We start from the raw sequence: 13017 nt of genomic DNA, 5'->3' as shown, positions 1-13017 counted from the left end.
GCAATTTTAAACAATGTAGCATAAAAGCCGCTGCTGTCTACGCTAAATTTGCTCGTTAAAGGTCACCGTGAATAGCTTGCAAGGCCGCTATAGCGGCAATCGCTGCGGTTTCCGTTCTTAACACTCGAGGACCCATTTGCACTGTTTGAAAGCCAACTTGCTCAGTGGCATAGATTTCAGACTCGGTAAATCCACCTTCTGGTCCTATCAATAATTTAACTCCACTGGAGGGGATTGATAAGTGTTTAATACTCTTTTCAGCTCTGGGATGTAAGGTTAATCGAAGCTGTGTGGTGGATTGTTTTGTCCATTCATGAATCGATGTGCATGGATGTAATGTGGGAATTTGATTTCTACCACATTGTTCACAGGCTGAAATAATTAACTTTTGCCATTGCTGGCATTTTTTTTCCCAGCGTTCAGCTGATAATTTCACGCCACATCTTTCGGTGATCAATGGCGTAATTTCAGTGACACCGAGTTCAACTGCTTTTTGAATTGCCATATCCATTCTGTCGCCTCGTGAGACACCTTGACCTAAATGAATATTTAATGTGGATTCGACGTTGATAGACAGTTTTGCGTCAATTAACACCTTTGCTTGACGTTTTTTGGCAGTCACTAGTTCAGCGCTATATTCGTTGCCATCGCCATTAAACAGCACTAATGGGTGACCTTCGTTTAGACGCAGAACACTGACTATATGGTTTGCAGCATCAGGGGTGAGATCAATAATCTGATCAACAATGAGTAAGTCGGGGTGATAAATTCTTGGAATTCGCATGGGATTACAACAGCAGTTAACAATGCACTATATGGTATATCAAGTAGAAGGTATCTCAACTAAAGAATTACCGACCATTGGCAAACAACCAAGTAAGTCTATTTAATTAATAAGCAAAGCCAGTGATTTTCAAATCAAATGCGGTGATTTTGTCACCGCATTTGAATTAATCAATCATAGAGAAGAATAAATCTTGGCTATTGTTAGTTGGCATTTAACGTTTTAGTTGAAGTCATTCTATTGTGCGAGCTATCAGTAGATTCCTGCTGATTATTAATAGAAGCATTCTTGCGCGCAAACGCAGTGTGTTCACCCGTATCTTTAGCAAGGCAAAAGACCAATAGAATTATCAAACTAACGAAGATAAGAGAGAGAATTAACATTTTCAATTCCTTTAAAAATATTACTAAGAACCCTTAATTAAGGGGCGAATAGCATAGCACTTCTATTAACTAAAGTAGAGTTTAAAATGCTTAAAAAATAAACATTAGTAAAACCCTAACAAATTCAGGTATTTGTAAATAACCAACATTTTTAAAAGGAGTTCAGCTACCTGTTCTTAATATTAAACAGTGATAAAAATTTTGTTTTAATACAAAAATATGTTGAACAAATTCTGAAATAAAATCCAAGATATTGAATGTCGAAGCCTTCAAATCCGAGGGATAAAGTAACTTTGATTTTTGACAATTCAATGACAACACTCTAAATGATTAAAAGAATTAAGCGAATTAAACTTTAGTCTATGACGCTAAATTGCGACATATACATTAGTCTAATTTGACAAAAAAAGGGTGCATATCTTGTTGTTTCCTTTATTATTTCGTCGTCCCACTAATTACCAAGTAGTGATGTTAGCCAAATAAATGAAAAGGCTTTCTTTTGGTGTAGGACTATCGCTATTCAAAGAATTAAAAAATGTTCGGGAGAAACAAAAAATGCTTGAAGATATAAATGTATCAGAGTTAGTTGAAACTTATGTAATTCCTTGGGGGCTGAACATATTGTTCGCCGTCATCATTTACATTATCGGTAAAATGGTTGTTGGAATTCTTGTCAATGTGTTTGGCAAAGTTATGGCTCGCTCTAAATATGACGACATGCTTGTCGACTTTTTAAAGGCCATAGTTAACGCTATTTTAATGTTGTTTGTTATTGTTGCCTCATTAGACCAACTAGGTGTAGATACTACGTCCTTAGTTGCAATTTTAGGTGCTGCAGGTTTGGCAATTGGTTTGTCACTACAAGGTTCTTTACAGAATTTTGCTGCAGGTGTGATGTTGCTTGTTTTCCGCCCATTTACTCGCGGAAATTTCATCGAAGCAGCTGGTACTGCTGGTGTAGTTAAAGATATCACTATCTTCACTACAGTAATGACAACGCCTGATAACAAAGAAATTATTGTTCCAAACGGTGCTATCTATAGCGGTAACATTGTAAACGTATCAGCAAAAGAAACTCGTCGAGTGGATATGGTTGTTGGTATCGGTTACGACGCTGATCTTAAGAAAGCTAAAGAAGTGCTTATTGAAATGGTTAATGCTGATGAGCGTATCCTAAAAGATCCTGCGCCTACAGTTGCTGTTTCAGAATTGGCAGATAGCAGTGTTAACTTTATCGTTCGTCCTTGGGTAGCTTCTGCTGACTACTGGGCTGTTAAATTTGACTTCACTGAAGCGGTTAAACTTCGCTTTGACCAAGAAGGCATTAGCATTCCATTCCCACAAATGGATGTGCATTTACATAAAACAGAAGAGTAATCTTCCGTTAAATATAAAAAATGCCCCTAATTAGGGGTATTTTTTTTAACTAAAATTAACTCGATACGGATAGTTACATTTACGGGAAATTACATTTTACAGTTCGGTTTATCGGTTGCTTGATTCGCCAATGCTTGTGCTGCCGACATATTGGCCGTAAGGGTTTCAATCCGCGTTGTGGGGGAGGGGTGAGTAGACATAAATTCAGAAGTCCGTTGTCCATCACTTGCCTTGTCCATATTCTTCCATAATTCAACCGACTGAGTAGGGTCAAACCCAGCTCTTGCCATCAACTCTAAGCCTATTAGATCGGCTTCAGTCTCGTGAGTGCGGCTAAATGGCAGTTGTACACCGACTTGAACCCCTAAACCAATACCAGCCATAATCATGTTGCTATTTGCCACTTGTTTAGCATTTAAGATTTGATTGGTCGCCTCTAAACCTATGCCGATTAGCGCCGAATTGGACATTCTTTCATTTCCATGTTCAGCAATAACATGGCCAACTTCATGACCGATAACAGCGGCCAATTGATCTTGATTTTGAGCTACTTTAAGCAGCCCAGTGTAAACACCAATCTTTCCCCCTGGCAACGCGAAGGCGTTAACTTGATCGTCTTCAAAAACTACCAGCTCCCATTGGCCATCAAAGACACTGCTAGGCACATGTTTGGTTATGAAGCCTGCAACACAAGAAACATATTGATTATCTACTCCTTGTTGCGAGACTTTCTGTTCTATTTTCATACCATCGAAAGCTTGCGCTCCCATATCCGCTAATTGATCTTTAGAGTAGAGCTTTAATTGGGACCTGCCTGTGGGAGAGGTAGAACAAGCCGTTAGTAATACTGCGCTAATGGTAGCTGCTAGACATGTTTTGGAGATGTGTTTAAACATAAATGATTTCCGATTTCCCGTTAACTGCACTAATTCTTAATTGTTAAGCTTCAATTCAGTTTTAGATCAGTATGCTGGTAATAATTAATTAACAAGATGTGTATCTATGAAAATGACATTCATAAAATTAGCGGCACTGAGTTTGCCATTTTTAGTATCATCTTGCGCATCTCATCATACGCGAAATTCTGAACGTAACCAATTTGTCACTGAGCTATATGCCAATGTCGATCAAATATACGATGTTAAATTTGAATCTCATGCTGGCGAGGCCGCTGCGAGTTGGGGGCTTTGGGGCGCATTGAATAATGTTTACGGAAGCGACAGGCAGATTCTTGCAGGTGCACTAATTGGTGCTTTCTTCGGTGGATTGCTCACCAGTATTGAAGAGGGCCCTAGTAGAGGGTTCGAGTACCATCTCACCGCAACTGACGGTGAGTATTTAGTTGTGGTTTTAGATTACTTCCCAGCTGATGAGGGGGAATGCGTACGAGTTCGGATGGCCAATAAAGTGCATATGATTTTGGTGAATTCTGATTATTGTCAAATTATTGATTAACAATATCTGTTAAAACAAAAATAGCGTCTAAAAGACGCTATTTTGAGTTTAACTAATCATCATATGATGTCTAATTAATTTATAGTGCAGCCTTCAATTGCTCAGCTTTATCTGTCGCTTCCCAAGGAAACTCTTCGCGGCCAAAGTGACCGTAAGCAGCTGTCGCTTGATAGATAGGACGTTCAAGATCGAGCATTTTTATTAGGCCATAAGGACGAAGGTCAAAATTAGCTCTTACTAAATCGGTGAGTTTTTGATCTGAGATAACACCAGTACCAAAAGTTTCAATGCTAATTGATGTTGGTTCGGCTACGCCAATTGCATAAGAAACTTGGATTTCACAACGTTTAGCTAACCCTGCTGCAACTATATTCTTAGCTACATAACGCCCGGCGTAAGCCGCTGAACGATCAACTTTAGAGGGATCTTTTCCTGAGAAACAGCCACCACCATGACGGGCCATGCCGCCATAAGTGTCGACTATTATTTTACGACCAGTCAATCCACAGTCACCCATTGGACCACCAATAACAAATCGGCCTGTTGGGTTAATCAAAAATTTTGTTTTGGCTGACAACCACTTTTCAGGCAGCACGGGTTTGATAATTTCTTCCATAACGGCTTCTTGCAAATCAGCAGTGCTGATTGAGTCACAATGTTGAGTTGACAATACAACTGCGTCTATGCCGACAGGTTGATTATTTTCATAGATAAAAGTGACTTGGCTTTTGGCATCAGGGCGCAACCAAGGCAACGAGTTGTTTTTTCTGACTTCTGCCTGACGTTTTACCAGACGATGGGAATAAGTAATTGGCGCAGGCATTAAAACATCGGTTTCATCACTGGCATAGCCAAACATCAAGCCTTGATCTCCCGCACCTTGCTCTTCTGGACGACTACGATCAACACCTTGATTAATATCTGGTGACTGTTTACCTATGGCGTTGAGCACTGCACATGAATCTGCGTCAAAACCCATATCTGAGTGGGTATAGCCAATTTCGCGAACGGTTTTGCGTGTCAATTCTTCAATGTCTACCCAAGCCGAGGTGGTCACTTCACCACCCACAAGTACCATTCCGGTTTTGACAAACGTCTCACAAGCCACACGGGCTTTAGGGTCTTGGGTTAAAATGGCATCTAACACTGCATCAGAGATTTGATCTGCAATTTTGTCTGGGTGCCCCTCAGAAACAGACTCTGAAGTAAAAAGATGTGATGTCATGTGTTTTTCCTTTCTTGAATTCGCTTAATAGATTCACGCCAAAAGTGATTTCTTATCGGCAATAGTTGCATTCTAATCATTATTTTCTAAAATACCAGTCTTTCCGTCTAGACGTCCAAATGGCTATATGTTCAGAATGGTTTCCACTTGTATGTACGTGAATTACCAGAAAAGGAATAGAACATAACCAAAAAAAGCATAATCAATAATGAATAAGCGTTGCAGTTCGGCGATGGCTGGTGGAAAATGTTCAACCCCAAAATGAATACAAGCAAATTAATCAATGTCATAGCCAATTTAGTTAGGCGTTGAGCATGCTTTTAGGCAATTATTTATAGCAGGAGACACCATGCCTTCACGTCGAGAACTAGCCAATGCCATTCGCGCTTTATCAATGGATGCGGTACAACAAGCTAATTCAGGTCACCCCGGAGCACCAATGGGAATGGCTGATATTGCACAAGTATTGTGGAGTGATTTTATGCACCACAATCCAGCTAACCCGAAATGGGCTAACCGTGACCGCTTCGTGTTGTCTAATGGTCATGGCTCGATGTTGATCTATTCTTTGTTGCATCTAACCGGTTACGACTTGCCAATTGAAGAATTAAAAAACTTTCGTCAATTGCATTCAAGAACTCCAGGTCACCCAGAGTATGGCTACGCACCTGGAGTTGAAACCACTACCGGTCCTTTAGGACAAGGTATTAGTAACGCTGTTGGTATGGCAATCGCTGAAAAAATGTTAGCAGCACAATTTAATCAACCTGAGTTTGATATTGTTGATCATTTCACCTATTGCTTTTTAGGTGATGGTTGTTTGATGGAAGGGGTTTCTCATGAAACTTGTTCACTTGCTGGAACTTTAGGTTTAGGTAAGTTGATCGCCTTTTGGGATGACAACGGTATTTCCATTGATGGTGAAGTAGAAGGTTGGTTTACTGACGATACTCCTGCTCGTTTTGAGTCTTATGGTTGGCACGTTATTGCTGACGTGGATGGACACGATCCTGAAGCCATCAATGCTGCAATCAAAGCGGCTAAAGCAGAAACTTCTAAACCCACCATGATTTGTTGTAAAACAGTCATCGGATTTGGTTCACCTAATAAATCAGGTAGCCACGATAGTCATGGTTCACCTTTAGGTCTTGATGAAGTTGAAGCAACCCGCAAAGAACTTAACTGGAACCATGCCCCTTTCGTTATTCCTGAAGATATCTACGCACAATGGGATGCGAAACAAACAGGTTTAGAGCTTGAGCAACAGTGGAATGGAAAGTTTGCTAAATACGCAGAAGCATATCCAGAGTTAGCCAGTGAGTTTACCCGTCGTTTAAATGGTGACTTACCTGCTGATTTCAGCGATAAAGCCGCCGCATATATTAAACAAACCCAAGAAAAAGCTGAAAACGTTGCGAGTCGTAAGTCTTCGCAAAATGCAATTGAAGCCTTTGCCAGTTTACTACCTGAAGTGGTTGGTGGTTCAGCCGATTTAGCCGGATCTAACCTAACATTGTGGTCTGGTTCAAAAGGTATTACCGCCGATGATGCCAGTGGCAACTATATTTTCTACGGCGTACGTGAATTTGGTATGAGCGCGATCATGAATGGTATTGGGCTGCATGGCGGCTTCAGAACTTATGGTGCAACCTTCTTAATGTTCATGGAATACGCTCGTAATGCTGTGCGTATGTCTGCGTTGATGGGAATTCCTAATATTTTCGTTTATACCCATGATTCCATTGGACAAGGGGAAGATGGTCCAACTCATCAACCTATTGAGCAAGTAGCGAATTTGCGTCTAACTCCAAATCTAACGACGTGGAGACCTTGTGATGGAGCTGAAACAGCTGTGGCTTGGAAAGCGGCAATTGAGCGTAAAGATGGACCATCAGCACTGGTATTCAGCCGTCAGGGTTTACCTGCACAATCTCGCAATGAGCAGCAACTTGCTGATATCGCCAAAGGTGGATATGTTTTGCTGGATTGTGATACGACACCTGAAATCATCTTGATTGCCACAGGCTCTGAAATCGCTATCACGGTTGAAGCTGCGCAAAAATTAACTGCGCAAGGTAAGGCTGTACGTGTAGTATCTATGCCTAGCACCAATGTCTTTGATGCCCAAGATGCTGATTATCGTGAGTCTGTATTACCTCGCAGCGTGACAAAACGTGTTGCTGTTGAAGCGGCTCATGTGGATTTTTGGCACAAATATGTTGGATTCGATGGCAAAATCGTTGGTATGACTACCTTTGGTGAGTCTGCCCCTGGTGGCGCGTTGCTGAAATACTTTGGTTTTACCGCAGATGCTATCGTAGAGGCGGCGAATTCATTATAATCGAGCGCAAAATAAACTAGCGTTACTAACCTAAGGTTTTTAGTGTTGGTAACCTAATTACTAGAAAAGGGTACACTTGTAACAGAGCGTGCCCATTTATGTATTAAGAGTGACATGATACGAATTGCAATAAATGGCTTTGGTCGCATAGGTCGAAACGTATTGCGGGCTTTGTACGAAACAGCTCGACACGAACAAATCAAAATTGTTGCAATTAATGAGATTGCTAATCCTGAAGGCATCGCTCATTTATTAAAATACGACACAGCTCACGGTCGTTTTGGATTTCCGGTTTCCCTGAATGGGGATTGTTTGAATGTGGCCGGTGATACGATTCAATTGCTACAGTTCGCTACTTTAGACAAGCTACCCTGGGCCGAGCTCGATGTGGATTTAGTCTTAGAGTGCACAGGCGTTCACAACGATAGAGCGGATGCGGAAATTCATATTGCCCAAGGCGCTAAAAAAGTACTTTTTTCCCACCCATCGACACCAGACATGGATGCTACTGTTATTTACGGTATCAATGATGACTTGTTGCAAAGTGATGATCGCATTGTTTCCAATGGCTCTTGTACTACAAATTGCATAGTGCCGGTAATTCAAGTTCTTGATAAAGCATTTGATGTGTTAAGCGGCACAGTCACAACCATTCATTCTTCTATGCATGATCAACAAGTGATTGATGCGTATCATCCAGATTTGCGCCGAACACGAGCTGCTAGCCAATCGATTATTCCCGTAGATACCCGATTAGCTGCTGGTATTGAACGGGTGTTGCCAAAATTTGCAGGAAAATTTGAAGCGATCGCTGTCAGAGTGCCTACAATTAATGTCACAGCGATGGACTTGAGTGTGACAGTAGATAAAAAAGTGTCAATAAATGACATTAATCAGGTGTTGAAACAAGCAGGTCAGGGCAGATTAAACGGAATATTGAGTTACACTGAAGAGCCTTTGGTATCAATAGACTTCAATCATGATCCACATTCTTGTATCGTGGATGGCACACAAACCAGAGTGAGTCACAAACAACTTGTGAAAACACTGGTATGGTGTGATAACGAGTGGGGTTTTGCGAATCGAATGTTAGACACTGCGCAAGCTATGTTTCGTATTTGAACTATAAATGTAATTAAAAATAAATATACTTAATGATGTTATAGATTAACAATCAATAATAGCAAGATTAAAGGAACCTATATGTCGATACTCAGTATGGCAGATTTGACCCTCGCAGATAAACGAGTGTTAATACGCGAAGATCTCAACGTGCCAGTCAAAGATGGCAAAGTGACATCAGATGCGAGAATTAAAGCAGCCTTACCAACGATTAAACTAGCGCTTGAAAAAGGTGCCAAGGTAATGGTGATGTCGCACCTAGGCAGACCCACTGAAGGCGAGTTTGACGCTCAGTACTCCATGCAACCTGTCGTCAACTATTTGAATGATCACCTCGATTGTCCGGTTAGTTTAGCCTCTGATTATCTTGATGGTGTGGAAGTGGCAACAGGTGAAGTTGTCGTTTTAGAAAACGTACGTTTCAATGTAGGTGAGAAAAAAGACGACGAAGGGCTTGCAAAGCAGTATGCTGGCTTATGTGATGTGTATGTAATGGATGCTTTTGGCACCGCGCACAGAGCGCAGGCTTCCACCCATGGCGTGGGTAAGTTTGCTCCAATAGCTTGTGCGGGACCTTTGTTAGTCAATGAATTAGATGCACTTGGTAAAGCTTTAGACAATCCAGCCCGACCTTTGTTGGCTATTGTGGGTGGTTCTAAAGTTTCTACTAAATTAACCGTGTTAGAGTCACTTTCTAGTAAAGTTGATCAATTAATCGTTGGTGGCGGGATTGCCAATACATTTATTGCTGCACAAGGGCATAATGTGGGCAAATCTTTATATGAAGCAGATTTGATTCCTGAAGCAAAACGATTAATGCAGACGGCAAGTGACAACGGTGGCAATATTCCAGTACCCGTGGATGTGGTGACTGGCACTGAGTTTTCAGAAACCGCATCAGCCAGTTTGAAGGCTGTTACACAAGTCGCAGACGAAGATATGATTTTTGATGTTGGACCACAAACATCAAATCAACTTGCCGCGTTAATTCGACAGGCGGGAACTATCGTATGGAACGGGCCAGTAGGGGTTTTTGAATTCGATCAATTTGGTGAAGGAACCAAAGCAATTTCGTTGGCAATTGCACAAAGCAGTGCTTTTTCAATTGCTGGTGGTGGTGATACTTTGGCAGCAGTAGACAAATATGGTATATCTGACAAAGTTTCGTATATATCAACAGGTGGTGGTGCTTTCTTGGAGTTCTTAGAAGGCAAAACGTTACCTGCTGTAGCAATGTTGGAAGCAAGGGCAAAAGAGTGACAGTCGTCAGATTGATTACTCCAAGAAGAAGAAGTGTAGTGAAACACTCAAGTTAAGTTTTGTATTCTACTCAAATAAAAAGGAGTGTTGCGGATGGCATCACAAGCACAACTAGACATGCTTAAAAAAATAGAGTCCGATAATGGATTTATCGCGGCCTTGGATCAAAGTGGTGGTAGTACCCCAAAAGCATTAAAACTGTATGGCGTGACCGAAGATGAATATAACGGTGACGAAGAGATGTTCGGTAAAGTGCACGAAATGCGCACTCGAATCATCACCAACAAAGCGTTTAATGGTAAGCGAGTACTAGGCGCTATTTTGTTTGAAAATACCTTAGATAGGGATATTGAAGGTAAAGCCAGTTCTCACTATTTGTGGCAAGAAAAGCAAGTTGTCCCATTTCTTAAAGTGGATAAAGGGTTAGAAGCAGAAGAGAATGGCGTTCAGCTAATGAAAGCAATGCCTGGCTTAGATGACGTTCTTGATAAAGCCAATGCGAAAGATGTATTTGGTACCAAGATGCGCTCAGTGGTGAAATCTGCCAATCCGGCTGGCATTAAAGCCGTAATTGAACAGCAGTTTTTAGTAGGGCAACAAATATTGGCTAAGGGACTAGTTCCTATTATAGAACCAGAAGTTGATATTCATGCGCCTGATAAAGAAGCCGCTGAAGCAATTCTTAAAGCTGAAATTTTAGCTCAATTGGATGCATTACCAGACACCCAGCAAGTGATGTTAAAACTGACTTTGCCTGAAGTGAATGGTTTTTATTCTGAGCTAATTGAGCACCCTCGTGTACTCAAAGTGGTTGCTTTGTCTGGTGGTTATTCAAGAGAAGAAGCCAACAACCGTTTAAAGGCAAATAAAGGTATTATTGCAAGTTTCTCACGAGCTCTATCAGAAGGGTTATTTGCGCAACTTTCTGATAAAGAATTTGAAGAAACCCTAGATGCTTCTATTGAAAGTATCTATCAAGCTTCAATTACCTAGTAATAGTGTAAATGACTAAACAGCCGGACTTTTGTCCGGCTTTTTTGTTTTCTGCTGTTAGGTTTAACATTTTTTGATTATCACGACTAAAATATAACGGCTGACTGAGCACTGAAAAATTCCGGTTACCGACATTAGGATAATTATGAAATTCGAATTGCCATTGCCGTTGTATAAAAAGCTTACGGTAACATTCCGAGTTGAGCCCGGATGTCTAGGGCCAGAGGGCGCAGCCCACATAAAGGGGTTTTGTAAACACGCAAAAAAAATGGTGGTGGCTTTAGATTCCGATTTTATTCGTTGGGTGATTATCCCAAGGTATGATAAATCTTTGCCAGAAACCGAATATAAAACGAATGGGAAGCGTTTAAATCAGCAGCAAGCTGCATTGTATCTTAGTGCCTTTAATAAAAACCTAGACGATTTTGAGGCTCATCTTGATGAGCAATTAACCCATTTAATTGATAGTTATCTAGGCCGTTAAGTCAACTCGCAGTGGATCTCAATGAATGCTCTATTTGCTGTTTAACAACGGTTAAGAGTAAGACAGTTTATAATCTAAAACACCTAAGTATTCGGCTTCTCTAGCCAAATCTGCACTGATAATCGGCTTGTGCATTAACCACTGTTCAGGGAAGGTGATTTGTAATGATTTATCTTCTATTACAATCTTAAACTCAGGCAAAAAGTCATCTTGCCGTTTGATATTAAGTAGTACACCTAAGCGTAAAATTATAATCAGTTTTTTTACCGCCTCTGAATCAAATTGCCAAAATTCCGGAAGTTCGTCAGGACGTATTTTTTTGCGGTGAAATCGAGCTAAAATCGAAAGTAATATTTGTTGCTCTTGGTTAAAACCGTGCAAGTCCACATTATGCAAAATGTATCCTGAGTGGCGCTGCACGCCACGGGAGTTTATTTGCAGTCCAACCTCATGTAACAGCGCCGCCCAACTCAATAAGTTACGATATTCTTGACCGCCGATTTTCCACACTTTCTTACACTGGTTATATACCTCTAGAGTCGTCACATGAACGCGTTTTGCTTGGTCTACATCGACATCATAGCGGGTCGCCAGACTTTGTGCTGTGCGTTCACGAATATCGTGATGCGCCAGGTGTTCTTCCATTTCGTATATCACACCTTCCCGTAAAGCTGCGGCAGAATATTCTACTGAATCTATTTTGAGGCTTTTAAAGATTCCAATTAAGATTGAAATACCAGCAGCTAAGACTGGAATTCGGTCTTCTGTGACGGCTAACTTTAAGTCTTTGATATGGCCTGCGGATATACACTTGTCGCGCAACGTTTTTAGGTTGTCCAGTGATACAAAACCCTCTGGATTAGCATCATCTAATGATTGGGCTAACAGCACTATTGCCTTGATGGTGCCAGAGGTGCCGATACAGTGTCGCCAACCCAGTTTTAGGTATTTAGCGTCTATCAATTCAAGTTCTTGTTGGGCTGCGGTAATCGCCTTTTTAAAGGCGCCAGCCGTGAGAGCCCCCTCCGCAAAAAAACGCTTTGTATAACTCACACAGCCCATTTGTAAGCTGCGCATTATTTTACTATCAAAACCTTCGCCAATGATAAATTCAGTTGAACCTCCACCAATATCGACTACTAGCCTTTGGCCATTATTTTGAACTGTGTGGGCGACCCCTGAGTAGATTAAACGAGCTTCTTCAATACCGGATATTACTTCGATAGGGTAAGGTAAAATTTGCTTAGCCGCTTGAATAAAATCTTTTGCGTTTTTGGCTTTACGCAGCGTGTAAGTAGCCACAATTCTTACCGTGTCAGGTTCAAAGCCTTTGAGACTCTCAGCAATTATTTGTAGGGTATCTAAGCCTCTTTGCATGGCTTCGTCGGATAAGCGATGATGTTTATCTAAACCATCAGCTAAACGAACCTTCTGCTTAACACGGTGCAGGATTTGCACACTACCGGCAACAATTCGCGCGATCACTAGATGAAAGCTATTCGAGCCGATATCAAGCGCCGCAACTTGAGTTGTGGGTCTAGCTTCAATATTACTGAAGGCTTCACTGAATTGTGACATTTATGACATCATTCC

General features: G+C 41.1%; 11 protein-coding genes. 7 read left to right on the top strand and 4 right to left on the bottom strand.

Going from position 1 to position 13017, the window contains the following annotated elements:
• Nucleotides 1–55: 55 nt before the first annotated feature.
• On the bottom strand, nucleotides 56–784 hold the full coding sequence (locus KO530_RS02725; RefSeq protein ID WP_216046867.1) for a 16S rRNA (uracil(1498)-N(3))-methyltransferase: 729 nt from the start codon (nucleotides 782–784) through the stop codon (nucleotides 56–58).
• Nucleotides 785–1722: 938 nt separating this feature from the next.
• On the opposite strand from KO530_RS02725, the gene KO530_RS02720 reads away from it, so the two are divergent.
• Entirely contained in the window at nucleotides 1723–2544 is an 822-nt protein-coding gene (locus KO530_RS02720) for a mechanosensitive ion channel family protein (protein ID WP_216046866.1), read from the top strand.
• An 89-nt stretch (nucleotides 2545–2633) separates the two neighbouring features.
• Here the strand turns inward: KO530_RS02720 and KO530_RS02715 are convergent, their stop codons facing one another.
• A complete protein-coding gene (locus KO530_RS02715; protein ID WP_216046865.1) occupies nucleotides 2634–3440 on the bottom strand; it encodes a M48 family metallopeptidase in 807 nt (268 codons plus the stop codon).
• Between the two features lie 106 nt (nucleotides 3441–3546).
• On the opposite strand from KO530_RS02715, the gene KO530_RS02710 reads away from it, so the two are divergent.
• Nucleotides 3547–3999 (top strand): hypothetical protein, encoded by a 453-nt coding sequence (locus KO530_RS02710; protein ID WP_216046864.1) that lies wholly within the window; start codon nucleotides 3547–3549, stop codon nucleotides 3997–3999.
• A gap of 79 nt (nucleotides 4000–4078) precedes the next feature.
• On the opposite strand, the gene metK is transcribed toward KO530_RS02710, so the two are convergent.
• Entirely contained in the window at nucleotides 4079–5224 is a 1146-nt protein-coding gene (metK, locus tag KO530_RS02705) for a methionine adenosyltransferase (protein ID WP_216046863.1), read from the bottom strand.
• A 349-nt stretch (nucleotides 5225–5573) separates the two neighbouring features.
• Here metK and tkt point away from each other — a divergent pair, with 349 nt between their 5' ends.
• The 5 genes from tkt to KO530_RS02680 all read left to right on the top strand — a co-directional run bounded on the left by tkt (nucleotide 5574) and on the right by KO530_RS02680 (nucleotide 11424).
• Nucleotides 5574–7565, top strand: coding sequence for a transketolase (tkt, locus tag KO530_RS02700; protein WP_216046862.1), 1992 nt, complete (start codon nucleotides 5574–5576; stop codon nucleotides 7563–7565).
• A 114-nt stretch (nucleotides 7566–7679) separates the two neighbouring features.
• On the top strand, nucleotides 7680–8687 hold the full coding sequence (epd, locus tag KO530_RS02695) for an erythrose-4-phosphate dehydrogenase (protein WP_216046861.1): 1008 nt from the start codon (nucleotides 7680–7682) through the stop codon (nucleotides 8685–8687).
• An 81-nt stretch (nucleotides 8688–8768) separates the two neighbouring features.
• Nucleotides 8769–9947, top strand: coding sequence for a phosphoglycerate kinase (locus tag KO530_RS02690; RefSeq protein ID WP_216046860.1), 1179 nt, complete (start codon nucleotides 8769–8771; stop codon nucleotides 9945–9947).
• 93 nt (nucleotides 9948–10040) lie between these two features.
• Nucleotides 10041–10940: a fructose bisphosphate aldolase gene (locus KO530_RS02685; protein ID WP_216046859.1), complete on the top strand. Its 900-nt coding sequence runs from the start codon at nucleotides 10041–10043 to the stop codon at nucleotides 10938–10940.
• Between the two features lie 145 nt (nucleotides 10941–11085).
• Complete coding sequence (locus tag KO530_RS02680; RefSeq protein WP_216046858.1) at nucleotides 11086–11424, top strand: hypothetical protein; 339 nt, start codon at nucleotides 11086–11088, stop codon at nucleotides 11422–11424.
• Nucleotides 11425–11475: 51 nt separating this feature from the next.
• Here the strand turns inward: KO530_RS02680 and ppx are convergent, their stop codons facing one another.
• Nucleotides 11476–13002, bottom strand: coding sequence for an exopolyphosphatase (gene ppx / locus KO530_RS02675; protein ID WP_216046857.1), 1527 nt, complete (start codon nucleotides 13000–13002; stop codon nucleotides 11476–11478).
• Nucleotides 13003–13017 lie beyond the last annotated feature (15 nt).

Origin of the sequence: Aliiglaciecola lipolytica (assembly GCF_018860635.1) — a bacterium.
Classification (GTDB): Bacteria; Pseudomonadota; Gammaproteobacteria; order Enterobacterales; family Alteromonadaceae; genus Aliiglaciecola; species Aliiglaciecola lipolytica_A.
The sequence above is the reverse complement of the archived record's forward strand: the minus strand, read 5'-3'. Positions and strand labels throughout refer to the sequence as shown.